Genomic DNA, 26,270 nt, shown 5'->3' on the forward strand with positions numbered 1-26,270 from the left:
ACCGCCTCCCCCGCCTCTTCTGCCAATCCGACAAGCTGGGCTTCTCGTACAGGATGCTGCGCATGTCCGCCCAGATACACCTCCCAGCCAGCGGGAGAAGCTGCGATGCCGATCCCCTGCACGAGGACGCTGACGTCGCCATGCGTGCTCTCCGCTATGCCCGCCGTCACCGGATAGGGCAATGACAGATTCGCCCAGTCCCTCATCAGCTGTTCCTCGATCCAGCGCATCCCCCTTTCAACATCGGCGTCCGTTCGCTCCGCGGGGTCCCCGGTCCGAATGTGCACACCGCGATAACTCCTATCCTCGGGTGCCGAGTCGGAAGCCCCAACAGACTGAACATTCCCCGGATTCCCAACGCTGTCCGCAGCAGCCAGTTCAGCATAGTAGCGCACAGCCGGACGGCATATGCCGCAGCCAGCACGATTCACAAACCCCAACGCTTCCATCAGGCCGGATATGGAAGCCGGTGCCTGCAGCATCGCTTCGTCAATAGCTTGACGCAAGGCCGCATGGCTCATGTCTGTGCAGCTGCATACAGCTCTAGCTGGCGTGCGGTCTGCAGGGTTCGGCCTCGACTTCTGGCTCCGCTGTCCCCCCGCCTTCGCCAGCTTCACTAGCGCTGCGACCGCTGGTGCGCAGCCTCCGCAAGAGCCGGAAGCCTTCGTGCTCGCTTTCACCTCGGCGACCGTCTCAAGTCCGTCAGACAGAATGGCCTGCATAATGATCCCTTTGCTGACCCCGTTGCAGGAGCAGACTGTCTCATGTTCCGGCAGAGCATCTGCTGCAGCCTCGGCTGCGGTCATCCCTCCCGCCTCCTCCCGGATCAGCTCGGATACAGGGGCTGCACGCTTCACCAATCCCAGAAGAGATGGGCCTTCCGATGGATCACCGAACAGAATAGCCCCTGCCACTATGCCATGCCGCATCGTGACCTTCTTATACGTCCCTTCAATCATGTTATAGGATTGCATGGCCGTATCGATATTCTCCCCGCCAATTTCACCGACAGAGAAGACGTCCACCCCGGACACTTTCAATTGAGAATACGGAATAGACCCAGTATAAGGCGGCGTATCCATCCCGCACAGCACCCGGGCCAGCACCTTGCCTTGTTCATACAGCGGAGCAACCAGCCCGTAGCTGATTCCGCGATGCTCGGCGCACTCGCCCACCGCATAGACATCGGGGACATTCGTTCGCATATAATCATCCACAACTATAGCCCGCCGGGTATGAATGCCGCTTCTCATCGCAAGCTCGATATTCGGCCGGATTCCGACTGCCATCACAACCATATCCGCATCGAGGGTTGCGCCGTCCGAGAAACGAAGTCCCTTGACCTTCGCTCTTCCTGTAATTCGGGTGGTCTCCCGGGACAGATGAAATCGCATCCCCTGTTCCTCAAGCTGCTTCTGCAGCATACGGGCCGACATCGCATCCAATTGACGATTCATAATATAAGGAGCGTTATGAATGACATCGACCTCGAGGTTCAGATTCAGCAAGCCGCGAGCCGCCTCCAGCCCCAGCAAACCTCCGCCGATGACAGCCGCTTTGGAACTGGTGTTGGACAATTCCTTCATCTTGACGCAGTCATCCACCGTTCGAAATGTCAGAACGCCTGCTTTATCCGTCCCGGATATCGGCGGGATGAAGGGTGTCGAGCCGCTTGCCACAATAAGTGCATCATAACTCTCCTTCATCCCGGAGACGGTCTCTATATAGCGGGATTGTGTATGGATAAAGGATACCGTCTCACCAGCGTGAAGCCGGATTCCGTGCTGGTCGTACCAGGACCAGTCATTCAGGACAATGTCCTGAAAAGCATGCTGCCCCTCGAGAACTTTGGATAACAGGATACGGTTATAATTGGGGCGCGGCTCGGCACCAAACACGATGATTTCATACCGTTCAGGCGCAAGCTTCACGATTTCCTCGATGCACCGGACCCCTGCCATACCATTGCCAACTACAATCAACTTCTTTCTCTTGTTCATGCGGCCGCCTCCACCCTGTGTTAATTCGATGTCAGAAAATATAAAAGCCCTTTTCCGTTCGTTCAGGAAAAGGGCGCCGTTGCCTCAAAGCCGATACACCATTGTATCCGACTCTCACATATCATTTAACTTATATGAATTCAGTATAGCTCAAGATTTATATATGTCAATAATTCTAACACATATTCCCCGTATTTTATTCAAAATTTTATTTTTCGAAATTTTATGTAATATATATTGACATTCAATAATGATAATATCTATAATGTGAATCAAAATCACAACGCTGTGATCAGCGAGTGCGGCAGCACAATGAAGTGCCCCGCATAACGGCAATGAGGCCGCAAAACGTTCTTTTCATTGGACGTTTTGCGGCCTTTTCTGCCTGGAGAGAAGCCTATAAAAATGATCGTAAACAAAGAATTTCATTGGATGAGGAGTGACGAGAAGTGGAGAAGAAGGGATTTTGGCAAAGCGGGCACAAGCCCACACTGTTTGGTGCGTTTCTGTATTTTGACATCAGTTTTATGATTTGGAGCATGCTCGGTCCGCTGGCGGTTGTCATTGCAGCCGATTACCCGATGGACCCGGTGCAAAAAGCCAATCTGGTAGCACTGCCGGTATTGGGAGGCTCCATACTCAGACTGGTGCTGGGCGTTCTCGCCGACCGGATCGGCCCCAAGCTGACCGCCCAGATCGGCATGCTGATAACGCTGGTTCCACTGCTGCTTGGCTGGCTGTGGGTCAGCTCGCTGGATCAACTGTATGTTGTTGCTATGCTGCTTGGCGTCGCAGGCGCTTCATTCGCAGCTGCACTTCCCCTCGCTGGGCAGTGGTATCCGAAAGAGCATCAAGGCCTCGCGATGGGCATTGCAGGGGCTGGCAACAGCGGTACGGTGCTGGCCACCTTGTTTGCCAACCGGCTGGCCCAGCATTTTGGCAGCTGGGAAGTCGTTTTCGGTCTGGCTATCATTCCAGTCACGCTGGTATTCATCTATTTCAGCCTGTTCGCCCGCAACAGCCCGAATCGGCCTGCGCCGAAGAAAATGTCCGAGTATGCCAACGTTCTGAAGCAGCGTGATACGTGGGTATTCTGCGCCATGTACTGCGTCACCTTCGGCGGTTTTGTCGGACTTGCCAACTACTTGACCATCTTCTTCAACACCCAATATGGGCTTACCCCTGTACAGGCAGCGGATATTACAACCATCTGCGTCATTGCCGGCAGCTTCTTCCGTCCGGTGGGTGGATTTCTCGCTGACCGGATTGGCGGATCGCGCATGCTGATGATGCTGTATTCCGGTGCCGCCATCATGCTGCTTGGCGTCTCCTTCCTGCCGCCGCTCCTGCTGGTTGTCATTATGCTGTTCCTCGGCATGATGTGCCTGGGGGCTGGCAACGGCTCGGTATTCCAGCTCGTTCCCCAGCGCTTCGGAGCCGAGATCGGGCTGGTGACCGGCATCGTCGGCGCAGCCGGCGGTTTGGGCGGATACGCGCTGCCGCTCATTCTCGGACGCCTGTATCAGGCTACGAACTCCTATACGCCAGGCTTTATCATTTTGGCGATCATTGCTGCCGGTTCGCTGGCACTGACCCTTATTATGCAGATAAAATGGCGCAGAAGCTGGTCCAGCCAGCTTCAGACCGGAGCACAAACCAGCTCCGTCAAGATCTGAGTTCCGGACGGACGGTCAAATACACCGACCAAGCCATAATGACAACAAGGTCGACAGCAGCGCTCTTGATGTGCGCATGCTCTCGACCTTGTTTTTATACTAGATGACTCGCTGCTTATGGTGATGCCCTTCTAGCCCTCACTCCCGGCCGCTTCCCGTATAAAACGTCCAATTCGCCGGGCAGCTTCACGCAGCTTCTCCTCGTCCTGGACGAGCGCAATGCGCACATAGCCTTCACCCTCGGAGCCAAAGGCATCCCCCGGAATGACTGCGACGCCTGCGCTGAGGAGAAGCTCACGAGCAAAACGCCGGGATGTCCAGGCGTCCGCCCCCGTCCTCAATGTATCCGGGATCCTGGCCCATACAAACATCGTTGCTTTCGGTTTATGCACATGCCAGCCTTCAGCTGCAAGGGCCTCAACCAGCACGTCTCGCCGATGCTCATACAGTGTCCCTGCATACAGCGCGTCGCCAGTGGACGACATCGCCTGCTGAATTGCCGTAACCGCAGCCTTCTGAACCGGCATGAACACACCGAAATCGATGTTGTTCTTCAAATCCCGTAAAGCTCCGACCGCCTCCTCATTCCCGACCAGAAATGCGATCCGGCAGCCTGCCATGTTAAAGCTCTTCGAAAACGAATGAAATTCCACGGCGATGTCATCCGCTCCCGGCACCTGCAATATGCTGATCGGACGATAACCGTCAAAGCCCATTTCGGAATAGGCCAGATCATGCACAATAAGAACATTCCATTTCCTCGCAAGTGCGACCAGCTTCTCAAAAAAATCCAAATCGGCCGATACCGCAATCGGGTTGCCGGGAAAATTGAGCAAGATAAACGAAGCCTCTGCCCACACCTCATCCGGTATGCTGTCCAGATCCGGGAGAAAATCGTTCTCCTCCTTCAGCGGAAGATACCACGGCTTCACTCCGGCAATCGCCAATGCTCCCGCATAGATCGGGTAGCCCGGATTCGGCACGATCGCCACATCCCCGGGGTTGCACACAGCTTGAGCCAAATGCGCCAATCCGTCCTGTGAACCCATCAGCGCTAGCGTCTGGGTTGCAGGATTTACCTTGACTCCGAATCGGTGCTCCATCCAGGCGACAACATGCTGCCGGAACTCCTCACTTCCCCGCGTCCCCGGGTAGCGGTATTGATCCTCCTTCAGCACTTCGCCTGCAAGGGCCTCCCGGATGGCCAAGGACGGCCCCTGATCCGGACTGCCGATGCTGAGGTCAATCAAATCCATGCCGGCTTGTACCGACTCCGCTCTCCATTGGGCGACCTCAGCAAATATGGAAGAGCCGACATGCGATAACTTGTCTGCCCGCCATGTGCGTTTGATTCTGTTTTGCTCCACGATGCCCCACCCACTTTTTTTCTTTACATTATACATGAATTTCGCCTCTTGCCGCCTCACAGAATCCCAGGATCATACCTGCGATTGGATCATGAGGCAGCCCCCTTCAAAGTTAGGTCTTGACCTGTAAACCTTTTCAACCTGTAAAATCAACTATACCTTATAGAGATCAGGAGTAGAGACCATGTCGAGAAAAATCGAAAACCTGCTTGTGTTTGCCTTCACCTTTGCCGCCTTCATTCTGGGCACCACCGAGTATGTCATAGTGGGCCTGCTGCAGGACATCAGCACCAGCTTGAACGTTTCGCTGGCTGCAAGCGGAATACTTGTGTCCGGATTTGCTATCGCTTATGCGATGGGCACGCCGTTTGTTGTTGCCTGGCTCGGTCACATCCCGAGACATATGACCATCGCCGCCGCATATGCCGCCGTGCTGATCTTAACGGCTGTGACATCGATGGCCGCTTCTTTCCCCGTAATGTTAACGCTTCGTATCAGTACAGCCATACTTTGCGGACTGACACTTTCCCTCGCCATTGCGATGCTGAGTGAATTTATGAGCGCCGCAAGAAGAGCCGCAGCCGTTGCCTGGGTGATCGGCGGCTTCTCGATCGCCAACGTCCTCGGCGTACCGCTTGGCACGCTCATCGGACGTGCCACAAGCTGGCAAGCCTCCTTCCTGTGGACCGCGATTGTCGGCATCATCCCGCTCATCATTATGATGGCCATCATGCCCAAGAGCTTGACCCGAAGTGTCGTTCCGGTCGCCCAGCAGCTCGCGCTGTTTAAAAACCGACGCATTGTGCTCGCCTTTATGATACCGGTGCTGGGCGTAGGATCGGTGTTCATCATCTATACATATATCACTCCATTTCTCGAGGATGTGCTCGGCTTTCCTCAGCAATGGACCAGCTCCCTGCTGCTCGTATACGGAGCGCTTACGATCTTCAGCAACTGGCTTGGCGCCAAAGTCGCCCAAGGGAATTCCCGCGTCAAGCTCAAAATCATCTTCTTGATCCAGACCGCTCTAATGGCAGCACTGGCGCTTACCGTCCAGCTGTCATGGACAGCTCTCGTACTGCTGATGCTTGTGGCCTGCTTCTCCTATGCCATCAGCGCGGCGGCGCAGCTGTATCTGATTGACTTGTCCGACAATGCAGCGCCGGGTTCCAAAGACTTTGCCGCCTCGCTCATGCCCGTCGCTTCCAACCTCGGCATTGCCGGTGGTTCCTTTCTCGGCAGCTTTGTCATCGATATCGTAGGCGTCGCCTATCTGCCATGGGCCGGAGCGCTGTTCGCCGCTGGCGCTTTTGCGGTCACCGCCCGCTGTTACCAGCTGGATCAGCTGGAGGCGAAGCACAGCATGCAGCCGGCCCAGTCCGCATAACGCTCGCTCGCCTGGCTGGCTGAGGGCTTGACAGCCCGGCTTAGCTCCGCGACACCTGCAAACAACCAGCTGTTGAACGAACAAGGACTCCACATTCCCTGATGAAGCTTGATTCCGGTGTACCGGATTAAGCTTTAGGGAGGTGGAGTCCTTATTATGCTGGCGCCGCCTATGCTGTAAGGCGGCGCCGTTTACAGTAGATTCAATTATTCAACCCGGCTAGGCATTGGGGTAAACAGCAGGTTGATCGGCAGATTGCTGCCAGGCGCAGCCGTCAGCAAAATTTCTACCTTCTGCTCGAAGTTGCCTGTTCTGTGCAGCACCGCCTGCTCGGTTGGCGATACCTGTCCGAGCGAATAGATCGGTACGATCTTGCCGTTGACCATTGCGTAACCGGAGTATTTGCCGCCACGCGGATTGAAGGAGATCAGTACGTTCGGAGCCACGCGGTCCAGTGTAATTTTGTACAGAACACCGAAGTTCCCCGTATTATGCGTAATGTCTCCCACCATCGGGTCGACGCCCACGAGGTTAGGATCATCTGCATTATCTCCGAGAGCGAGCCGTTCCGGCTGACGCCCGATAAGGTCGGCGTAGCGGATGACACGGGTCGAATCCTCGTAGGTACCACGGTTATGGACGCCGTCACGGTCCAGGATAGGCAGCTGATCAAGCACCTCCAGCGGATCGGCCTGGTCATCAATCATAATGACATCGAATTGAACCGGCAAATCACTGTACATATCCGAGTAAAGGGAAATGACATGCCCCTGTCTCATCCGGATCGCGCTCAGCTCGGTCATAACCAGCTTCTGTTCACCCGGCTCAAGTGTAACCGAGGACTGCTTCGATCCATCCAGCATGGACTGGAAGTAATTCTGCACCGAGCGTTTGCCCGCTGCTGTCGCAATCGGAGATGGACCGGCAAATCCAAGGTAGTCAGTTCGCAGTGTGACCGGCGCATTGTTAATGTTGGTCGCCACAACATACATCTTCACATCTTTATTCACGTTGTTGACATGGTGGATCATAAACCGCATATCCCCGGAAGCCGTCTCGCGGTATACAATGCCTTCGCTGTTCACCGTCTCCGGACTGTTGCTCCGGATCAGCGTGCTAGGCTCATCATAGAAGCTGTAGTTCAATTTGTCTCTGCTCATCACATTGCCAATGAAGGTGTATTTCTCGCCTTCCGGGATGAACAGCATATTAAAGTTTTCCTCGCTGTACAATGTTTCCGACGTAATGTTCACCGTATGCTCATAAGTGGTGCTCAGCCCGCCTCTGTCCGTCACGGTCAGCTTGATCGTCTGAGGCCCTGGCGTGAAATAGGCATAAGCACGATTTTCCCATTTGTAAGTAAGCAGCTCTTTCGGATCACGGTCATCATAGCTGAAGTCCGTAATCGTAATCAGCTCACCCATCTTGTACTCCGGCTTGTCGGTCTCGAAGCGAGCTACCGGCGGCTGGTTCGGCTGAATGACATTCAGTGTTACACTGTACGGGGCGCTCCATGCGCCGCTCGAATCCTGTACCGAATAAGTAACCACATATTGTCCCGGCGCGTTGAAGACATCCTGTCTTCCTTCCCAGCGCTCATTGATGATGGTGCCTTCCGCAGCCTTGGACTCCGTTATGTACACCACCGGTTCACCGACAAATATCTCCTTCGGCTCCACCGTGAATTTGGCGACCGGTTTAGCCTGCAAATTCATGATGACACGCTTGCCTTGATTATCCACCTTGTATGGAATTTCAAGCGCCTGCATAATGGCTGTTAGCGGTACCATGAACGTATTGTTCGTCTGGTATGAAGTGCCTTTCATCGTCTTAGCCACACCGTTTACCAAGTACTGGTCGCTGTCGGTTTTGAAGCGAAGCTCCGTACCGTCTTTTTGGATGAGGGTTTCCTTCGTCTTCTGATCGTAGCTGACCTTAAAGCCAACACGGTCTACAAGCGCCCGGATCGGAACATAAGAGACGCCCTTCTTGACCTGCATCGGCTGCGGCGCGTGATAGGTCGTTCCCCCGTGAACCATTTTTGTACTGTTAAAATAAAGAATGAGTTCGTTAGGATTTCCGGCTGTCTCGGATGTGGCAGGTTTCTCTGTCGTCTGATTTCCCTCGCCGTCCGGGTTGCCTGCGCTAGCGGAATCCGCTCCCCCCTGGTTCTCTGTTCCAGGCTGATTCTCTTCCCCTTCGCCTTCAACTACTTCAGATGCAACAGCTTGATCCGTTGTCGCATCGGTCTGACCGCCCTGCGGCTGTTCTTCGGTTGTTTGTACTCCTGAGGATGGATTCGCCTGCGTCGTCACCTCAGCGCCGGATACGGCTTCCTGTGATGCTGGCGTATTGCTTGACTCCGCGCTAACCGGCAGAGTCCCAGCTACTTGAGAGATAATAAGTACGGTTAGCAAAGCAGCTGTCTTCAATTTCATGCTTAAACTCCTTCTGATTCCGATTTTTATAACTCCAATAATGCCATACTATTAGACGTAATTTATGGTAAATAGTTTCTATAATTCGCCAAAATATTTTGAACTTTTTAGGCCTTTCGGCATTCTACCGCTCTTCCCCCCTTTATTCATGTGTAATCACATTCGCAAAAAAGGCAAGAAAAAACCGAAGAACACAGTCCCAACCGTGTTCTTCGGCCTTTACTTAGTTATAAATAGTCACACCACTCTTGACCAATACCGATGCTCGGCAATGGCTTCGATCAGCTCCTCCGCAAACAACGGGCTGTCCTGTTCAGCCGGAGCCACCACAACGCCGGGACTTGAAGGCTCAAGAAGCAGCTCCGCGCCCTCGGCCATCGCACCGATCGGCTTGTAATGCTGGAACGCTTCTTTGACAAAGTCCAGCGATTTCGGATTAGCCAGCAGTTCATCGACGCTTTGTCTGCCGCCGGCTACAAGAACGGCGTCGAACAGAACGGAGTCCGAGTTCAACATCGAACGCTGCACCTCCAGCTGGCTTCCGGCCTCACCGGATATGACGCCCAGTTTGGTGCTCACGATTTCGGCGATGATGCCAGACTGCTCAAGCTGCTCGAGCACGCCCGTCAGCGCTTCGCTGAAGCCGTTGTCCGCCAGAACGGCAACCTTGCGGGATCGCGGACTCTTCACTGTATTCATCATGCTGAGCGCCGGAGAGGACAATGCGGAAGCCGCGCCCTGGCCGCCAGGGGAAACCGTTCCGATCCCTTCGGAGATCCGGGAAGCCAGCTCCTTATCCACGTTCGCGAACATGTCAACGACCCGCTGGCGGATGTCCTTGCTCTTCACCTTTCCAAGTTCGAACTGGAAAGCGGACACAATATGCTCTCTCTCCACCTCCGACATGCTGTTCCAGAACATGGATGCCTGGCTGTAATGATCCTTGAAGCTGTCGCTTCGCTCCCGGATTTTGCGTCCGTCCACCTTTTCCGTATAGTGCGCGTAACCGCCTTCTTCTTCAGGCACCGGGGACGGCGAATTGCCGGCCAGCCCGTTCTTGTGATAGCTGACCTGCCCCGGATTGATGGTCATCCGGTGCATACCGTCACGCTGGTTGTTGTGCACGGGCGCGACCGGGCGGTTGATCGGAATCTCGTGGAAGTTCGGCCCGCCAAGACGCGAGAGCTGTGTATCCGTATACGAGAACAGCCTCCCCTGAAGGAGCGGGTCATTCGTAAAGTCAATCCCGGGCACCACATGACCCGGATGAAAAGCAATCTGTTCTGTCTCGGCAAAGAAGTTGTCGGTATTGCGGTTCAGCGTCAGCTTGCCGATGATCCGCACAGGCACGATTTCTTCCGGCCACAGCTTGGTCGGGTCCACAATATCAAAATCAAAGGTAAATTCATCTTCTTCCGGAATGAGCTGAACCCCCAGCTCGTACTCCGGATAGTTTCCGGATTCGATGGCGTCCCACAGATCCCGCCGATGGTAGTCCGGGTCCTTGCCGGCCAGCTTCTGCACTTCATCCCAGACATGCGCGTGCATGCCGAGCACCGGCTTCCAGTGAAACTTGACAAAATGCGCCCGTCCCTCGTCGTTGACGAAACGGAATGTATGCACACCAAAGCCCTCCATCATGCGGAAGCTTCGCGGGAGTGAGCGGTCAGACATTTTCCACATCATCATATGTGCACTCTCGGTGTTGTTCGAGACAAAATCCCTGAAGGTATCGTGGGCCGACTGCGCCTGCGGAATCTCGTTATGCGGCTCAGGCTTCACGGCATGCACCAAGTCCGGAAATTTCATCGCATCCTGAATGAAGAAGACCGGCATATTGTTTCCAACCAGATCATAGTTGCCGGCTTCGGTATAAAATTTAACGGCAAATCCCCGGACGTCCCGGACGGTATCGGCCGATCCCCTTGAGCCTGCAACAGTTGAGAAGCGAACGAAGACCGGCGTCGTTTGTTCAGGATCCTGGAGAAATTGTGCCTTCGTATAAGCTTTCATCGACTCATATACCTGAAAATAACCGTGAGCCCCGAATCCGCGTGCATGGACGATCCTCTCCGGAATCCGCTCATGGTCAAAATGGGTCATTTTCTCCCGAAAATGAAAATCCTCCATCAGGGTGGGGCCGCGCACGCCGGCTTTCAGTGAATGCTCATCCTCCGATACCGGCACGCCCTGGTTGGTCGTCATCGGCTTGCCGTCATTGGATACGGTGAATTGCTCAAGCTGCTTCTCCTTGCTTGTTTGCTGCCTGTTGTTGCGAGATTGCTGTTCCTTCATTGTCCAAACCTCCCGATTCGCAGTTGTTGGTACTTCAAGCACGGTAAGATGGGCAACAAGTGACCTGTCAATTCGCCCCCTTATTACCCGTCAGGCCATAATGCGAATCTAGGTTCACGATTCTTTCACAATAAAACTCGCGCTCTTCCGAAATACAAAAAAAACCGCCTCGCGGCGGCGTTCCCCCTCGCAAAGCGGCTTACAATACGTTGACCCTCTGCTGTAACCCTCTCCTGTTACGGGCTTACGGTACGCTATCATTACGCAAAGGTATAGAAGGTGTCTGAGCGAAGCCCCAGACGAAGCGTTTCCAGCGAGATCGGGTCCGAGAACGGAATGTTGGCCAGATTCACGTCAGATCCGACTAGCTGGATGAAACAAGTCTGCATGCGCTTGTTCGGCGCTTCGAATATGATCCGGTCCAGACTGATGCCTGACTCGACGATATCGTTGATGATATCAAGCCGCATCTCGCCTGTGCTATGGCATATGCCGCTCGTTCCGCTCTCCCTCGCTTCGGTAATGACCTTGTAAGCCCCGGCATCCAGATCTTCCAGAATCGATTCAATCCATTCGGATGAAGTCAACGTCTCGGACACCTCGTCATCTTTATGTCCTACCTCGCTCATAATGAGAAAATCATCACTGAACTGTTTAATGTACTTCGCCTTTTCCCGGTTGGAAATCGGCAGGGTGCCGTTGGAGATTTCAATGTAGGTCGCTTTGCATCGCAGGCAGAAATCCCGGTAATCTTCCAGCTTCCGTTGGCTTAAGTATTTCTCGAACAACGTTCCGCCGAAGAAAAATTCAACCTGGTGATCCCGAAGGATGGCAATCTTCTGTTCCAGCTGCGGTGTGACCAGCGATGTACCCCAGCCGAACTTGATAAAATCGATGTATGCTGCGGCGCTTTCCAGAGTATCGCGAAAGAACTGGAGCGGAACTCCGTTGTCAATCAGCACCGTCAAGCCCGATTGCCTTGGTTTGGACTGCCTCTCTGGCAGATGTAGCCCGGTATTCCTCATGCTTGTAGCCTCTCAATCGTTGGAATATGGTTGTCGAGACTCACGTTCATCACAAAATCCGAATTCAGTTCCTGGACACAATAGCCGATATCAGCTTCATCAAACTCTGGACGTTTCGGGTCATAAAACTTCTTCGCCGCTTCCGAAGCCCTGATCCTTGCGATGGTCTGCGCTGCCGTTTGCTCATTCGTGCCCTCGATTATGCCTTTCATGTAAAACGCACATGCGAGATCATCATCACCGGTCGGATGTGAAGCCACGATAACGACAGAAGGATCGTCTCGCCTTGTCATGCACTGCTGCCTGACATACCTCGCCGTAGTTCGTGCGTTGGAGAAGCCTGTAACCAGAACCTGCTTCGCATGCAGCGCCTGGAGCGTAGCCTGGACGCCGTTCGTTGTTTTCTGGATGAGATACTTCCCCGCCACATCGCTGTGATCCAATCGCTTCGGGGAGTTATCCAGATCAAAGCCCGGAATCGGAAGGCCCCCGACTTCCCCTGCCAGTAAATAATCCGGATGCTCCTGCTTATAACGGAACGCCTGCTCCAGCGACGGCGCCAGCAAGATCCCTTTCACTCCGTTCAGAAAAGCATAATGGGCCACCGTAAACGCCCGGATGACATCGATGACCACATGAATATCCGAGGACCCCGGCACGCGGCTGCTCCCTTGTATGATGCTGACCGCCATGGCTCCCTCCTTGACCAAGACTTGTGCCTAACGCATTGCTTTCTTTAGGGCTGTGAGTTCACTCCCAGTATATTCGCCTAGTTCAAATCGGTTCGGGGAAAAGTAATGCCACCCTTCATCTCCTCCGCAATCGCAATTAGCCGGCGCAGCCCTTCCTCCATTTCAGCCTCGCTGATATAGGAGTAACTCAGCCGAATCCAGGACTTCATTTCACCGAGCGGATCGCAGATTTCTCCCGGGACAAACGCCACCGATTGCTCCAGACAGCGTTCGAGCAGCAGGTCAACCGGCACCTCCTCCGGCAGGTTAATCCACAGGTTCAGACCGCCACCCGGACTTGCCCAGCGAAAGCCGGTCCCTGCCAAAATACGCTCCATCCGATCCTTGCGCAGCTCCAGCGCAATTCGAAGCTTTGCCACATGCTCCTGCAGCCTGGCCGAGAAGAAATAATGCTGGAAGATCTTCTGTGTGAGCAGCGGCGTGCCGTTATCCGCCAGTGCCTTCACCGCTATAATCGAATCCATCAGCGCCGGCCTCGCAGCCAGCAGCGAAATTCTCAGTCCCGGAGCTACAAACTTGCTGAAGCTGCAAATGTAGATCGCATACCCCTCCGTATCATAATAAAAAAGCGGCGGCGGTGGCGGATCCTCAAAGTAAATGTCGCGGTACACATCATCCTCCACCAATATGCACTTATAGCGTTCCGCCAGCTCCAGCAGCTGCTTTCGCTGCGACGCCGGGACCGTGTATCCCGTTGGATTCTGAAATGTCGGGTTCATGTAGAACAGCTGCGGCTTTTCCGTACGCATCAAATATTCGATCCGATCCAGATCATAGCCCTCCGGCGTAATTTCCACGGGAAGCAGACGGACGTTCTGCCTGAGAAACACATCGATGGCCGGGCTGTAGGTCGGTCGCTCGATCAGCACCCGGTCCCCAGCCTGGACAAGCGAGCGCGAGATCAGATCAATCGCTTGCTGCGATCCTGTCGTGACGAGCAGTTCATCCGCTGATAGAGACAGGCCGTACTTTGCCCTAAAATATCTGCTCATTTCCTCACGAAGCTCCTCGTCGCCGGATACGGAAGAATAGGTGGACAGCACTTTGGGATGCAGGTCGAACACTTCCTTCACATGCCCGGATAAAAAGGCGTTCGGCAGCAGCGACGGATCGATGAGCGCTTCGGACATTTTGTACGCGACCTTCTTGCGATGAATTTCGAACAACCGGCTTCGCGGGGCGCGCACAGGCTTGGCCTGATATTCCCAGGGCGGATCGTCCAGAAACCTTGAACCGGGTCTGGGAGCAGGCTCGCTCGATACATAATAGCCTGATTTATAACGGGCCTGAACAATCCCCTCCTCAGCAAGACGCTGGTACGCCTTGTGTACTGTCAGCCGGTTCACCTGCATGCGCTCCGCCATTGCACGAACGGATGGCAGCTTCTCGTATCTCTTCCATTCGCCGCTTTGGATGCCCAAGATCACCTCATCATATACAGATTGATGCAGCGTTCCCCTTGGCCTGCCCGAACCCGGCTCCAAATAACTCATTTCTCCATCCCCTCTCCGTCCTTCGCAATCTGTTCTACTCTCCACCATCTGTTCTATTCATAATCCATTATAGTATACAAAAAAGGAGGAGAGCCATACATGATTCTGTTGAACTACATACTGATGTGCGCCATATTCAGCACCACCTTCCTGGCGATCAAGGTCGGTGTTGAGGCAGGCCTGCCTCCATTCTTCGCGGCAGGGTTTCGCTTCTTCACCGCAGGCCTTCTGATCATGCTGTGGATGATCGTCACCAAAAAAATCCGCCCTTCCCTGCTGCTTCGCAAGGATTGGATCCTTATCGGTCTGACCAGCACCTTCGCTACCTTTGCAACCTTGTACTGGGCCGAGCAATACGTAGATTCCGGGGTGGCCGCCGTCCTATCGGCAACGGGACCGATGATGATCCTGATGCTGCAGACGACCATCGCAAGAAAGTCGGCCAAACGAAGCGAGTACTGGGGAGCGGCCATCGGATTTGCCGGGGTATGCGTGCTCATTATGCCGAAGATGGTGCTGGAGCAAGACACGCTGTGGATACTCAGCTGTGTCGTTATTTTGATCGGAGAGCTCGGCTATTGCATCGGCAGTCTGTTGACCCGAAAGCTTACGGTTACCTATACCGACATCTCCCCGATTGCGATAAATTCAATGCAGATGATTTACGGCGGTTTGGCCTTGTTCGTACTGTCAGTCTTTACCGAGCGGATCCATATCGACGCGGTGCTCACCTGGCCCGGAGCAGGATCCATGTTATATCTGACCCTGATCGGCTCCATGGTCGGCCACAGCCTGTATGCCTGGCTGCTGAAAGCAACGAATGCCTTTTTCCCGTCGACCTGGCTTTTCATATCCCCGATGGTTGCGGTCGGACTCGGGTTTCTGTTCTATAACGAGGCCATCACACTGTACTCCCTCCTCGGCAGTATCCTGATTGTGATCGGGATTGTCGTGATGAACCTGGGCGAGCTTACCAGACGCTTCGGCAACCGGGGCCTGCATACGACAGCCTGATCGTCACGGGCACAGCACAACTAAAAAACCGGCGGTATTCCTCAAGCTGCTACTCGCTTCAAGGAATCCTGCCGGTTCTGCTGTATGTCTATTCTGTTATGAACGCGTATATTAAACAGTCTTACTCGTCTACCTTCGCACGGTAGGCTTCCGCTGTCAGAAGACCCGCCAGCGCTTCTTCCAGATCGCCGTCTACTTCAATCTCGAACATCCAGCCGCCTTCATACGGCTCGTCGTTGACCAGCTCAGGCTTATCCTCCAGCCCATCATTGACTTTCGTGACGGTGCCGGATACCGGACAATACAGCTCGGATACCGTTTTAACCGATTCGATCGTTCCGACGCTATCGCCCGCTTCTACCGCAGCTCCAATCTCCGGCAGCTCTACAAACACGATGTCGCCCAGTTGGTTCTGCGCGTGATCGGTAATGCCGACACGCACCACATTTCCTTCTACCTTCAGCGCCCATTCATGGTCCTCGCTGTACACCAGTTGCTCTCTGATTTCACTCATTTTTGGTCTCCTCTTTTCGAATTGGAATGTTCTCTTATGCATTTTAAATGAAAAAAAGGACATGGAAAGGCCTGCGGCCTGTTCTCTGTCCTTGATACCTGAGAGTTTCCCGAATCTCCGGTATCCTCCGGACATTCGTTTCCCCTTGGGTGGCTTCCGCGCTCTCCAGAGCTGCGTCGGATGACGGTACTTTTACCTGAGAGATTGTTCGTTATGCCGGCAAGACAATAACGGCTTGCTCCTTCGGTGCCGCAGACGACATCACCTGCCTGCAGTCTCTCCCGTCCATCGTCATTCGCTTATTCGGTTGGTCGCTATATCTCCCACAGAATAAAACAGGGACGAGTCGATGTCAATATTTCTTACAAAAAATAAAATTTAAAGCGCTTTTGGGCGAAATAATGGTTGACACTTTACCAAATCGGACGTTTATAATAATCACAGGAGCTTTTTGGATATGAACAATTACATAGCGGATGATGGTAGCGGGAGAGATTACCGACAGCTCGACAGGTAGCGCCGAAGGAGTAAGCCGATGTATCGGTGAATCTCTCAGGCAAAAGGACCTTTACCGGACGCATCTCTGGAGAGAATCCTAATTAAAAAGGATCACCCAAGGGGAAACTCACACGATCATTACATGATATTGACATGGCGGTGGGGTAACTCTCAGGTACAAAGGACAGAGCAGAGGAACACGATGGGCATGCGGCAATTTTGCTGCACAGCTTCATTTTCCTTCTGCCTGTCCTTTTTTGCTGTTTCGCAGTTCCGTGTTTTACATTTCATACCACATGATGAGGTGAGAAGATGAGTTCATTAGCGCGCACACCGCTGTACCCGTTATACTCGGAATTCCCTTCCGTCCGCTGTATTGATTTTGGCGGGTGGGAGCTTCCAGTCCAATTCTCGGGCATCGTTCGCGAGCATGAAGCCGTACGTGGACAGGCAGGCCTGTTCGACGTTTCCCATATGGGAGAATTTCTGATTACCGGTCAGGATGCGGAATCCTTCATTCAGCGGATGACCACCAATGACGTGACCCGCTTGTCTCCGGGCCAAGCGCAATACACACTGATGTGCTATGAGCATGGCGGCACGGTAGACGATCTGATCGTATACAAGCTGGCGCAAGACCGCTACATGCTTGTCGTGAATGCCTCCAACATTGACAAGGACCTCGAGTGGCTGACCGGGCATGTGTCCGGAGATGTTCTGCTGGAGAACATTTCATCCGAGACTGCTTTGATCGCCCTGCAAGGACCGGCATCGGATGCCGTAATGGCTAAAGCGGTCAAAGATCCCCTCCCTTCGCTTTCCCCATTCCATTTTATCGAGCGCGCCGAAGTGTGCGGTTGTGCCGTGCTTCTCTCACGCACCGGCTATACCGGCGAAGACGGCTACGAAATCTACTGCTCGGCAGACGATGCACCGGCGATCTGGAAAGGACTGCTCGCGGCTGGCGAAGCCGACGGACTCATTCCTGCCGGACTTGGCGCACGCGACACGCTCCGTTTCGAAGCAAGACTTCCGCTGTACGGGCAGGAACTGTCGGAAAGCATCTCCCCACTGGAAGCCGGCCTCGGATTCTTCGTGAAGCTGGACGCCGGGGAGTTTATTGGCCGTGACGCGCTGCTGAAGCAGAAGAACGAAGGCATCCCGCGCAAGCTTGTCGGGATTGAAATGATCGACCGCGGCATTCCCCGCACGCATTACGCGGTATACGACGGCGATGGCTCGCTCATCGGCGAGGTGACCAGCGGCACGCAGTCCCCGACCTTGAAACGCAACCTCGGCCTTGCGCTGATCGACGCGGAGCATGCGGCCATCGGCACAGAGGTGTGGGTTGAAATCCGCGGAAAGCGGCTGAAGGCCAATGTTGTAAAAACCCCATTCTATAAAAAAGGAGCTGCGAAATCATGAAGCATCGTTACCTGCCAATGACCGATCAGGATCAGGCTGAAATGCTGGCTGCTGTCGGTGCAGAAACTATAGAGGACCTGTTCGCCGACATTCCCGAGGCGATTCGTTACCAAGGAGTGCTGCCGATGTCATCCCGACTCGGCGAGTACGAGCTGCTCAAGCACATGCGTGCGCTGGCTGACAAAAATGCCGATTTCGACCGCTACACCAGCTTTCTTGGTGCCGGGCTGTACGACCATCACATCCCTGTCGTGCTGAATCATGTCATTTCCCGCTCGGAATTTTATACCGCTTATACCCCTTACCAGCCGGAGATCAGCCAAGGCGAGCTGCAGGCGATCTTCGAATTCCAATCGTATATTTGTGAACTGACCGGCATGAAGGTAGCCAATGCGAGCATGTATGACGGGTCCACTGCTCTTGCGGAAGCGGCAGCGCTGGCGAGCGGCGCGACGAAACGCAAGCGGATTGTCATCTCACACGCCGTGCACCCGGAAGCCAGAGAGATTGTGCTGACCTCTGCTCACGGCCTCGGCTTGGACGTCATCGAAGTCGGCTTCAAGGACGGGGTAACCGATCAGGAGGCGCTGGCTGCAGCCATCACGGAGGATACGGCAGCCGTGCTGATTCAGTCGCCGAACTTCTTCGGCTGCATTGAGGATGTAAGAGCCATCGAGCCGCTTGTTCATGACAAAAAAGCGATGCTCGTGCTCAGCGTGAACCCGCTCTCCCTCGGACTCTTGGAGTCTCCCGGCGAGCTTGGCGCCGACATCGTCGTCGGCGATGCTCAGCCGCTTGGCATTCCGGCTTCCCTCGGCGGTCCTACCTGCGGTTTCTTCGCAGTATCCGAGCCGCTGATGCGCCGAATTCCAGGCCGGATCGTTGGCCAGACGGTCGATAGCGAAGGCAAGCGCGGCTTCGTGCTGACGCTGCAGGCGCGCGAACAGCATATCCGCCGGGAGAAGGCAACGTCCAACATCTGCTCGAACCAGGCGCTGCTTGCGCTGTGTGCTTCCGTATATATGTCGACGCTCGGCAAGGCGGGCATGCAAGAGGCGGCGCTGCTGAACATTCGCAAATCCCACTATGCAGCTGAGCGGGTTGCCAGCGGCTCTCTGTCGCTTGCGTTCGCATCCCCGTTCTTCAATGAATTTGCGGTCAAGCTGCCTGCGGGAACTGACATGAAGCAGCTGAATGCCAAGCTGCTGGAGCGTGGGTTCATCGGCGGCTACGACCTAGGAGCGGTATATCCGGAACTTGAGAACTGCATGCTTATCGCCGTCACCGAGCGGCGGACGAAGGAAGAGATCGACCACTTTATCAGCGAACTGGAGGCGATGGTATGAAACCGGAAAAAGCGTTGATTTTCGAACTGAGCAAGCCTGGACGCACCGCCTATTCCCTGCCGGAATGCGATGTGCCGGAGAAAGAGACATCGGAGCTGATTCCTGCCCATCTGCTTCGCCAGAAGCCGGCCGAGCTGCCTGAGGTGTACGAGGTGGATGTCATTCGCCACTACACCGAGCTGTCCAGACGCAACTTCGGGATTGATAACGGCTTCTATCCGCTCGGCTCCTGCACGATGAAATACAATCCGAAAATTAATGAGGATGTCGCCCGTTTTGCCGGATTTGCCAAAATCCATCCGTATCAGCCGGAAGAGAGCATTCAGGGAGCGCTTGAGCTGCTGTACACGCTCCAGAACGATCTGGCTGCGCTGACAGGCATGGATCAGGTAACGCTGCAGCCGGCTGCAGGCGCTCATGGCGAATGGACCGGCCTCATGCTGATCCGCGCCTACCATGAAGCGCGAGGCGAGCACCGCACCAAGGTGATTGTACCGGACTCCTCGCACGGTACGAACCCGGCCAGCGCCACCGTTGCCGGTTACGATACGGTCACCATCAAATCTAACGAACGCGGAATGGTCGATCTGGATGCGCTCCGGGCCGCTGTCGGCAGCGATACGGCAGCGCTTATGCTGACCAACCCGAGCACGCTTGGCCTGTTCGAGGAGCAGATCGTTGAAATCGCCGAGATCGTTCACGAAGCGGGCGGGCTGCTCTATTACGACGGCGCCAACTCTAATGCGATTATGGGCATCACCCGCCCTGGCGACATGGGATTTGACGTGGTGCATCTGAATCTGCACAAAACGATGAGCACGCCGCATGGCGGAGGCGGGCCTGGTGCTGGGCCTGTGGGCGTCAAAAGCAAGCTGATTCCGTTTCTGCCGAAACCGATCGTCTCGAAGCGCGAGGACGGCACCTTCTACTGGGATTATGACAGGCCGCAATCGATCGGCCGCGTGAAAGCATATTACGGCAACTTCGGCATCCTTGTTCGCGCATATACCTACATCCGCACCTATGGTCCGGAAGGGCTGCGCCGCGTATCGGAGCTGGCTGTGCTGAACGCAAACTACATGATGCACCGCCTGGCCCCTTATTATGAGGTAGCTTATCCGGGACTGTGCAAACATGAATTCGTCCTGTCCGGCAGAAAGCTGAAGCAGTACGGTGTCCGTACGCTGGATGTTGCCAAGCGCCTGCTGGATTTCGGATATCATCCGCCAACGATCTACTTCCCGCTTAACGTTGAGGAATGCATTATGATCGAGCCGACCGAAACGGAAAGCAAGGAAACGCTGGATGGCTTTATCGACACGATGATTCAAATCGCCAAGGAAGCGGAGACGACACCGGAAGTGGTCATCAACGCGCCGCATACGACGGTCGTCAAGCGTCTTGACGAAACGACCGCAGCCCGCAAGCCGGTGCTGAACTGCACCTGCGGTTAATCCAAGAGAAGCTCTTGCCCGGTCCAAAGGGCAAGAGCTTTTTTTTCGCATTGCCTTATTTTCGCACAGCAGCCTTCCCGGGCCGAAAGCGGTGAGCATTGTGATATAATAAATCCAAATGTTATGGGCAATGAACCCAGAGAGGAGAACGATGTGAATACTTCAGAGATTCTAGCTATCCTGGCCCTCCTGGTCTCCGTTTTGCTGCTGTTAAGGGTCGTCACACTGCAAGCCAAGGTGAATGAATTAAGAGATGATCTGGACCGGATATCAAGAAAGGTCAACTTCCCGACCGCGTCCGGATATAAAGCTGCCGCTCCCTCTCCTTCCCCTTCACCTGTATCTTCCCACTTGCCAACGGAACAGCAGCTGTATGTAGACGAGCGCGTGCGGCAGCTTCTGAACCAAGGAAAGAAGATCCAGGCCATTAAAGAGGTACGGGACCAGCTCAAGCTGTCTTTAAAGGATGGAAAAGATTATGTGGAAGCAATTGAACGCCAAAATGGATAAGAAAGCCGGGTGATCTGCAAATGATCCATACCAGTGAGCAATGTGATGTAGCCGCCTATTTGAACCGCATCGGTTACGAGGGTCCGCTCGAGCCGACCTTGGAAGTACTCAAGGAACTGCAGCGCCTCCATGTCCATGCCGTCCCATATGAGAATCTGGATATATTGGCAGGCATTCCGCTCTCCCTGTCGGTGCCTGAGCTGTACCACAAAATCGTCACCGCCGGGCGCGGCGGATACTGCTTCGAGCTGAACGCCCTGTTTGGCTGGCTGCTGGAGCAGGCCGGCTATGAAGTGACGAATTACTTCGGGCGCTTCTGGAAGGACGAACCTGTCACGCCAGCCAAGCGCCGGCATCATATTCTGCATGTGGTCATCGATGGCAAGCGCTACATCACGGATGTTGGCGTCGGCGGGGCCGGACCGCGAGAGCCGCTGGAGCTGATTGAGGATGCTCCGCAGACCCAGGGGGATGAGTGCTACCGATTAAGCAAATCTGCCGCCTATGGATGGATGCTGTACGAGCAAAAGGGCGAGGGCTGGAACCCGGTCTTTTCCTTTACCGAGGAGCCTAATTTGCCCGAGGATTTCCTGACAACGTCCTATTGGTGCGAGCATGCGCCGGACTCCCCCTTCAACAAAACAGCCAGAGTATCGATCCGAACCGCGGAAGGCCGAAACACCATCGATGACCGCGAGTTTCGCATCTACACCAAGCAAGGGGTACATGTCTTCCGTCCGGCCAGCAAGCAGGAATACACCGAGGCACTGGCACGTTATTTCGGCATTCGGCTGACCGGCGAGCTGCCTTGGCTGGAATAGGGAGGAAATTCTTCCTGCCGCCGGAACGCCCCTCGCGCATCAGCCATCATCGTTATATACGTTATGTAACACAGCAACAAACCGGGTCTCCGCTGGCGGATTCCCGGTTTCTTCTTGTTTAATATTCGATTTTGCCCGTGGATGTGGTCCATGCCTGGAAAGGAAGCAGCCGTTCATCCATGTGCAGCTGCTGCATCGGAATCGAGCGTTTCTCCATCGGCAAAGCGATTTCATCGTATATAAACTTATCGTCAAAGCCGATATTGGCTGCGTCCTGCTGGGTGCATGCATAATATACGGCATCCGGCCGGGACCAGTAGATCGCTCCGATACACATCGGGCACGGCTCACAGCTGGTATAGATCGTACATCCCTCCAGCTGATACTGGTTCAGATGCTGGCAGGCTTCGCGGATCGCCTGCACCTCGGCGTGCGCGGTCGGGTCATTTCGCGTAGTGACCAGATTCCGGCCTCTCCCGATAATTTCTCCGTCCTTTACAACGATCGCGCCAAACGGGCCGCCTTCGGTGTTCAGCACATTATGATGCGCCTCCCGGATAGCTACACTCATCCAGTATTCATGATTTTTCTCCGTCATCAGCAACAAGCCCCCTTCGGATTTTGCTGGCGTCCTGATTATATTCAAGGACCCTTCATAATATAAATGTCTATTTATTATATATGATTTCAAGGCGCCATGACCTCCGGTTCTTGTATCCAGAAGTTGCTGCCTTGATCTTGGCCGCTTGGAATTATCTTAATTTCCTATATTCACCTTATACTGGTTATCATGTACGATGAAGTTAAAGCAAAGCTGCAAGCAGATGATTCGTAGAGGGGTGTGAACCATGATGGAGCAGAAGATTGCCGTGATGATCGTTCATGGTTTGGGAAGGCAGAAGGAAAATTATGCAGAACGACTCATCCGTAAATTAAGCGAAGCGTTTGCCGAGGCTTCCGGACTTTCTACCGACCAGCTTGCCATTGAAGCCGTTCACTGGGCTCATGTGTTTGCGGAGCGAGAAGAACAGTTATTCCGGGATATCGTCTCATCCTACCGTCTGCGGTACCGCTGGCTGCGCCGCATTGTCATCCACTACTTGGCAGATGCGGTTGCTTACCAGCCGGTAGAGGGTGACGCACAGAACTATGAAGAGGTTCACAGCACACTTAGCGCCGCCCTGCACCGGTTGTCGCTGGCAGCCGGTCCGACTGCACCGCTATGCGTCATTTCCCACAGCCTCGGCACGGTGATTGCCAGCAATTTCTTCTATGATTTACAGTTCTCTTCCCGCGGGAAACGTCTGGTCATCAACCCGGAGGCGCCGATTGAGAAGGGGGAAACCCTCGCTTTCTTCTATTCCCTCGGCACGACGCTGCCTTTATGGAGCTTGCGCTACCGGGATTTCGACCAGCCGATCCGCGTTCCTTCCGATCACCTGAAGCTGCATCATCGCAGGCTCGAAGGCGAGTGGATCAATTTCTATGATAAAGACGATATATTAGGCTATCCGCTTCAAGGGGTGGACCCTGCCTATAAAGAAACAGTGCGCAAGGACGTGGAAGTCAATGCCGGCCATTGGCTGACAAGCTGGAATCCGCTGTCCCACAGAGGCTACTTCTCCAACCCGACCATTATCCGCCACATCTCCTCGACGCTGGCAGCGGCATGGAACAAGGTGAATTACAAACGTTAAGCTAAGCCTTGGAACAGCACGATAAGATGACCAGCTTGGTTGAATGCTCTTCAGCCTGGATTCATATCACAAAAAAAAGGAGGCCAAGGCCTCCCCTGCTGGATCATGATTTCATTTCATTCCAGGATATTACGTCTTCCAGCGGAAGTCTCACCGTAGGACGGGCTGGCGATGCTGCCTTTCCGACCGCAATCAGCATGACGCTGCGATAATGTTCTGGAATATTGAATTCTTCAACAAATTGCTCCTTGTTGTAGCCGCCCATCGGCACCGTATCGTAACCTCTTGCCTTCGCCGACAGCATCAGCTGCATCGAAGCCAGACCTGCATCCACATCGATGATGCTGTTCTTGACCTCATCACTCATGTTGGCATACCCATTGCTCGCGACCTGAATAAAACGCTCCTTGATCTCTTCGGTCATAAAGCCGGCTTCAAAGGACATGTTGTAGATCTTTTCCCCTTGTTCATACCATCTCAAGTCCCCGAGAACTGCAATGACAGCCGAAGCATCCAGCACTTGCTGCTGGTTGTTCGCAATCGGGTGCAGCTTCTCCTTCAACGCCTGATCGTCGATGACAAGAAAACGCCAAGGCTGCAAATTGCTGGAGGACGGAGCAAGTGTTGCGTCCTTCAGAATCTCCTCCATTTCCTCTCTTGAAATCTTCACCGATGGATCATAATGGCGAACCGAGTGACGCTCGCGAACAACGGTATGAAAATCTTGAATGGCCAGCATGGACATCATCTTTCCCTCCTGCATACTTATATTTTCTATAGTCTGAAATTCCATGAAGTTAACTGTGGTGATTCATGCACAGTATAAGGCAGGCAAGAGCGATTGTCAATCCTCTTGCTGGTCCGATTTCGTTTTTTCCGCAATATCGGCAATGGTACGGGCGCTCAGCACCTGCAGCATGCTCTCTTCCAAGTCGGATATCACATCCGAGAACGCACATTTGATTCGCTCTCCAAAGTGATGCTCTCCTGCTGCATCCAGCATGCCGGCACTGATGTGGCTGTGAATGTGCAGCGCGTTATAAACATCGGCCAGCGAGATGCTGTCGGCGCTTCGGATCAGGCGGTAGCCGCCGTCTCGGCCTTCCCTGGATTCAATGATATTCTCCTGGGCAAGCGCCTTGAGAATACGCCGGAGAACCGTCGGCTCAGACTGCAAATAAAGCGCCAGGTCGCCGCTTGAGCATTTTCCGGCATGCTTCTCAAGCGCGACCAGTGCTTGCAGCGCCAGGCTGAAGTTTTTATAACTGGATTGACAGGACGCCGCCGATTTGCCGACCGCTCCATCCTTTCCGATGTTCATGTAACCGCCCCCTTGCTTGCTCTTCCGTATTGTAACGCAAACGTCCGGAAAGCTTCAAGCATGGAAACGCGGATCCTCATTAGTGAACGGGAGTGAATCTCCAGCGTCTCCCTGTAGAACCTGTAGAATGGGATCCACGCCAACGCTTATCAGCCTCGCGGCTGGCCCATGAATTCTGAAATTTTTACTTTTCTTCCTGTTCTCGCACTCTCAAGTGCTCCAAGTACCATCGCCATGCTGTAAATGTTGTCGCTGCCGTCCGTTTCCGGCTTCGTGCCAGCCTCCAGGGAAGCAAACATATTTTCCAGACAGCCATGGTGCCCGGTCTTGCTCATCTCCGGGATGATGCCCTGCACCCGTTCCAGCTTGCGCGAAAACTGACCCGCACCCTCTTGATCTGCCACCACTTCTGCATACACCTCATCAAAGCCGTTCCAGATCGCCGTTCCCTTCGACCCGGTGACGCGCCAGGCCGCTTCCCAGGATGTCTGCGCTCCCTCAGCGCACCAAGAACCCCGGTAGTTGAAGACGGTGCCGTCCGACATCTCAAAAATACATACGGCCATCGCATTGCCTGCATACCAGGAGCCCGGAGGGTTAAATTCCTGGCAGTACACCGTTTCCGGATTCGCCCCACTCAGAAAGCGGGCTTGATCGAAGGTATGGATCGCCATATCGAGCAAGAGCGGACTCTCCATCGCTTCCCGGAACCCGCCAAAATGTGGGCCCAGGAAAAAGTCGGCGCCTATAAAGCCCGGCTGCCCGATCGCCCCGCTCTGGATCAAGTCCTTGTAAGCGCGGATGCGCGGATCAAAGCGGCGGTTCTGCATCACCGCATGGGTTCTGCCCTGGCGGCTTGCCAGTTCCACGATCTCCAGGCATTGATCCATCGACTCGGCCAGCGGCTTTTCGCTGAATACATGACAGCCGTGAGATAATGCAGCCCGGCTAATATGGTAATGGCTTGCAGGCACCGTAATATCAAATACGATGTCCGGGCTGGTGGAAGCAAGCGCTTCCTCTATATTCGAAAATACAGGGCAGCTCAGGCCATGCCTTTCCGCCATCGCCCGGGCTGTCGCTTCATACAAGTCCACAAGTCCGATAATGTGCGCATCTTCTCTTTCTTTTACGTACTCCACCCACAGGTTAGACATGCTTCCGCAACCTGCAATCAGAATGCTGTAACGTTTCCCCATCTGCCTCGCTCCTTATCATACGAATGTATGCTCATCCC

The 26,270-nt window shown here is 54.2% G+C and carries 21 protein-coding genes and 4 riboswitches; of the genes, 9 read left to right on the top strand and 12 right to left on the bottom strand.

What is annotated here, in order from left to right; all coding sequences use genetic code 11:
* On the bottom strand, positions 1 to 2,000 hold a 2,000-nt coding region (nirB, locus tag CHH75_RS01885), incomplete at its 3' end, for a nitrite reductase large subunit NirB (RefSeq protein ID WP_141235800.1).
* A gap of 449 nt (positions 2,001 to 2,449) precedes the next feature.
* Here nirB and CHH75_RS01890 point away from each other — a divergent pair.
* Positions 2,450 to 3,676: a nitrate/nitrite transporter gene (locus tag CHH75_RS01890; RefSeq protein WP_095265339.1), complete on the top strand. Its 1,227-nt coding sequence runs from the start codon at positions 2,450 to 2,452 to the stop codon at positions 3,674 to 3,676.
* A gap of 131 nt (positions 3,677 to 3,807) precedes the next feature.
* On the opposite strand, the gene CHH75_RS01895 is transcribed toward CHH75_RS01890, so the two are convergent.
* Positions 3,808 to 5,043 carry an aminotransferase class I/II-fold pyridoxal phosphate-dependent enzyme gene (locus CHH75_RS01895; RefSeq protein WP_244908168.1) on the bottom strand — a complete coding sequence of 412 codons (1,236 nt, stop codon included), beginning with the start codon at positions 5,041 to 5,043 and terminating at the stop codon, positions 3,808 to 3,810.
* 184 nt (positions 5,044 to 5,227) lie between these two features.
* Between CHH75_RS01895 and CHH75_RS01900 the strand changes: the two genes are divergently transcribed.
* A complete protein-coding gene (locus CHH75_RS01900; RefSeq protein ID WP_095265341.1) occupies positions 5,228 to 6,430 on the top strand; it encodes an MFS transporter in 1,203 nt (400 codons plus the stop codon).
* Positions 6,431 to 6,636: 206 nt separating this feature from the next.
* Here the strand turns inward: CHH75_RS01900 and CHH75_RS01905 are convergent, their stop codons facing one another.
* The 5 genes from CHH75_RS01905 to CHH75_RS01925 all read right to left on the bottom strand — a co-directional run bounded on the left by CHH75_RS01905 (position 6,637) and on the right by CHH75_RS01925 (position 14,433).
* Entirely contained in the window at positions 6,637 to 8,868 is a 2,232-nt protein-coding gene (locus CHH75_RS01905) for a stalk domain-containing protein (protein ID WP_095265342.1), read from the bottom strand.
* Between the two features lie 237 nt (positions 8,869 to 9,105).
* On the bottom strand, positions 9,106 to 11,163 hold the full coding sequence (locus CHH75_RS01910; RefSeq protein ID WP_095397323.1) for a catalase: 2,058 nt from the start codon (positions 11,161 to 11,163) through the stop codon (positions 9,106 to 9,108).
* Positions 11,164 to 11,423: 260 nt separating this feature from the next.
* Positions 11,424 to 12,188, bottom strand: coding sequence for a phosphosulfolactate synthase (locus tag CHH75_RS01915; protein ID WP_095397324.1), 765 nt, complete (start codon positions 12,186 to 12,188; stop codon positions 11,424 to 11,426).
* On the bottom strand, positions 12,185 to 12,880 hold the full coding sequence (locus tag CHH75_RS01920; protein WP_095397325.1) for a 2-phosphosulfolactate phosphatase: 696 nt from the start codon (positions 12,878 to 12,880) through the stop codon (positions 12,185 to 12,187). Before CHH75_RS01920 ends, CHH75_RS01915 begins: the two co-directional genes overlap by 4 nt.
* A 77-nt stretch (positions 12,881 to 12,957) precedes the next feature.
* Complete coding sequence (locus CHH75_RS01925; RefSeq protein WP_095397326.1) at positions 12,958 to 14,433, bottom strand: aminotransferase-like domain-containing protein; 1,476 nt, start codon at positions 14,431 to 14,433, stop codon at positions 12,958 to 12,960.
* A 99-nt stretch (positions 14,434 to 14,532) separates the two neighbouring features.
* On the opposite strand from CHH75_RS01925, the gene CHH75_RS01930 reads away from it, so the two are divergent.
* Complete coding sequence (locus CHH75_RS01930; protein WP_095397327.1) at positions 14,533 to 15,447, top strand: DMT family transporter; 915 nt, start codon at positions 14,533 to 14,535, stop codon at positions 15,445 to 15,447.
* A 121-nt stretch (positions 15,448 to 15,568) separates the two neighbouring features.
* Here CHH75_RS01930 and gcvH read toward each other — a convergent pair whose 3' ends face one another.
* Complete coding sequence (gene gcvH, locus CHH75_RS01935; protein ID WP_095265348.1) at positions 15,569 to 15,961, bottom strand: glycine cleavage system protein GcvH; 393 nt, start codon at positions 15,959 to 15,961, stop codon at positions 15,569 to 15,571.
* Between the two features lie 83 nt (positions 15,962 to 16,044).
* Positions 16,045 to 16,132: riboswitch (glycine riboswitch) on the bottom strand.
* 3 nt (positions 16,133 to 16,135) lie between these two features.
* Positions 16,136 to 16,256, bottom strand: a riboswitch (glycine riboswitch).
* Between the two features lie 181 nt (positions 16,257 to 16,437).
* A riboswitch (glycine riboswitch) is annotated at positions 16,438 to 16,539 on the top strand.
* Between the two features lie 3 nt (positions 16,540 to 16,542).
* Positions 16,543 to 16,649, top strand: a riboswitch (glycine riboswitch).
* A gap of 122 nt (positions 16,650 to 16,771) precedes the next feature.
* Here gcvH and gcvT point away from each other — a divergent pair.
* The 5 genes from gcvT (at position 16,772) to CHH75_RS01960 (ending at position 22,015) form a co-directional block, all read left to right on the top strand.
* Entirely contained in the window at positions 16,772 to 17,884 is a 1,113-nt protein-coding gene (gcvT, locus tag CHH75_RS01940) for a glycine cleavage system aminomethyltransferase GcvT (RefSeq protein WP_095397328.1), read from the top strand.
* Positions 17,881 to 19,230 (top strand): aminomethyl-transferring glycine dehydrogenase subunit GcvPA, encoded by a 1,350-nt coding sequence (gene gcvPA / locus CHH75_RS01945; protein WP_095397329.1) that lies wholly within the window; start codon positions 17,881 to 17,883, stop codon positions 19,228 to 19,230. Before gcvT ends, gcvPA begins: the two co-directional genes overlap by 4 nt.
* Positions 19,227 to 20,684, top strand: coding sequence for an aminomethyl-transferring glycine dehydrogenase subunit GcvPB (gcvPB, locus tag CHH75_RS01950; RefSeq protein WP_095397330.1), 1,458 nt, complete (start codon positions 19,227 to 19,229; stop codon positions 20,682 to 20,684). Before gcvPA ends, gcvPB begins: the two co-directional genes overlap by 4 nt.
* 123 nt (positions 20,685 to 20,807) lie before the next feature.
* Positions 20,808 to 21,194 (top strand): hypothetical protein, encoded by a 387-nt coding sequence (locus CHH75_RS01955; RefSeq protein ID WP_141235801.1) that lies wholly within the window; start codon positions 20,808 to 20,810, stop codon positions 21,192 to 21,194.
* 20 nt (positions 21,195 to 21,214) lie between these two features.
* Positions 21,215 to 22,015: an arylamine N-acetyltransferase family protein gene (locus CHH75_RS01960; RefSeq protein ID WP_095397331.1), complete on the top strand. Its 801-nt coding sequence runs from the start codon at positions 21,215 to 21,217 to the stop codon at positions 22,013 to 22,015.
* Positions 22,016 to 22,133: 118 nt separating this feature from the next.
* Here the strand turns inward: CHH75_RS01960 and CHH75_RS01965 are convergent, their stop codons facing one another.
* Positions 22,134 to 22,613: a nucleoside deaminase gene (locus CHH75_RS01965; protein ID WP_095397332.1), complete on the bottom strand. Its 480-nt coding sequence runs from the start codon at positions 22,611 to 22,613 to the stop codon at positions 22,134 to 22,136.
* A gap of 253 nt (positions 22,614 to 22,866) precedes the next feature.
* Between CHH75_RS01965 and CHH75_RS01970 the strand changes: the two genes are divergently transcribed.
* Positions 22,867 to 23,712 carry a chemotaxis protein gene (locus CHH75_RS01970; RefSeq protein WP_095397355.1) on the top strand — a complete coding sequence of 282 codons (846 nt, stop codon included), beginning with the start codon at positions 22,867 to 22,869 and terminating at the stop codon, positions 23,710 to 23,712.
* 103 nt (positions 23,713 to 23,815) lie between these two features.
* Here the strand turns inward: CHH75_RS01970 and CHH75_RS01975 are convergent, their stop codons facing one another.
* The 3 genes from CHH75_RS01975 to CHH75_RS01985 all read right to left on the bottom strand — a co-directional run bounded on the left by CHH75_RS01975 (position 23,816) and on the right by CHH75_RS01985 (position 26,232).
* Positions 23,816 to 24,460, bottom strand: a complete 645-nt coding sequence (locus CHH75_RS01975; protein ID WP_095265356.1) for a nitroreductase family protein — start codon at positions 24,458 to 24,460, stop codon at positions 23,816 to 23,818.
* Positions 24,461 to 24,556: 96 nt separating this feature from the next.
* Positions 24,557 to 25,033, bottom strand: coding sequence for an RrF2 family transcriptional regulator (locus tag CHH75_RS01980; RefSeq protein WP_095397333.1), 477 nt, complete (start codon positions 25,031 to 25,033; stop codon positions 24,557 to 24,559).
* Positions 25,034 to 25,182: 149 nt separating this feature from the next.
* On the bottom strand, positions 25,183 to 26,232 hold the full coding sequence (locus CHH75_RS01985; protein ID WP_095397334.1) for a Gfo/Idh/MocA family protein: 1,050 nt from the start codon (positions 26,230 to 26,232) through the stop codon (positions 25,183 to 25,185).
* Between the last annotated feature and the right edge of the window lie 38 nt (positions 26,233 to 26,270).

It is taken from the genome of Paenibacillus sp. 7541 (assembly GCF_002276395.1).
Classification (GTDB): Bacteria; Bacillota; Bacilli; order Paenibacillales; family Paenibacillaceae; genus Paenibacillus_AQ; species Paenibacillus_AQ campinasensis.

Coding starts and splice junctions, on each gene's coding strand:
- CHH75_RS01900 (WP_095265341.1), top strand. CDS start 5,228: ATGTCGAGAAAAATCGAAAACCTGCTTGTGTTTGCCTTCACCTTTGCC.
- CHH75_RS01905 (WP_095265342.1), bottom strand. CDS start 8,868: ATGAAATTGAAGACAGCTGCTTTGCTAACCGTACTTATTATCTCTCAA.
- CHH75_RS01910 (WP_095397323.1), bottom strand. CDS start 11,163: ATGAAGGAACAGCAATCTCGCAACAACAGGCAGCAAACAAGCAAGGAG.
- CHH75_RS01915 (WP_095397324.1), bottom strand. CDS start 12,188: ATGAGGAATACCGGGCTACATCTGCCAGAGAGGCAGTCCAAACCAAGG.
- CHH75_RS01920 (WP_095397325.1), bottom strand. CDS start 12,880: ATGGCGGTCAGCATCATACAAGGGAGCAGCCGCGTGCCGGGGTCCTCG.
- CHH75_RS01925 (WP_095397326.1), bottom strand. CDS start 14,433: ATGAGTTATTTGGAGCCGGGTTCGGGCAGGCCAAGGGGAACGCTGCAT.
- CHH75_RS01930 (WP_095397327.1), top strand. CDS start 14,533: ATGATTCTGTTGAACTACATACTGATGTGCGCCATATTCAGCACCACC.
- gcvH (WP_095265348.1), bottom strand. CDS start 15,961: ATGAGTGAAATCAGAGAGCAACTGGTGTACAGCGAGGACCATGAATGG.
- gcvT (WP_095397328.1), top strand. CDS start 16,772: ATGAGTTCATTAGCGCGCACACCGCTGTACCCGTTATACTCGGAATTC.
- gcvPA (WP_095397329.1), top strand. CDS start 17,881: ATGAAGCATCGTTACCTGCCAATGACCGATCAGGATCAGGCTGAAATG.
- gcvPB (WP_095397330.1), top strand. CDS start 19,227: ATGAAACCGGAAAAAGCGTTGATTTTCGAACTGAGCAAGCCTGGACGC.
- CHH75_RS01955 (WP_141235801.1), top strand. CDS start 20,808: ATGGGCAATGAACCCAGAGAGGAGAACGATGTGAATACTTCAGAGATT.
- CHH75_RS01960 (WP_095397331.1), top strand. CDS start 21,215: ATGATCCATACCAGTGAGCAATGTGATGTAGCCGCCTATTTGAACCGC.
- CHH75_RS01965 (WP_095397332.1), bottom strand. CDS start 22,613: ATGACGGAGAAAAATCATGAATACTGGATGAGTGTAGCTATCCGGGAG.
- CHH75_RS01970 (WP_095397355.1), top strand. CDS start 22,867: ATGGAGCAGAAGATTGCCGTGATGATCGTTCATGGTTTGGGAAGGCAG.
- CHH75_RS01975 (WP_095265356.1), bottom strand. CDS start 24,460: ATGATGTCCATGCTGGCCATTCAAGATTTTCATACCGTTGTTCGCGAG.
- CHH75_RS01980 (WP_095397333.1), bottom strand. CDS start 25,033: ATGAACATCGGAAAGGATGGAGCGGTCGGCAAATCGGCGGCGTCCTGT.
- CHH75_RS01985 (WP_095397334.1), bottom strand. CDS start 26,232: ATGGGGAAACGTTACAGCATTCTGATTGCAGGTTGCGGAAGCATGTCT.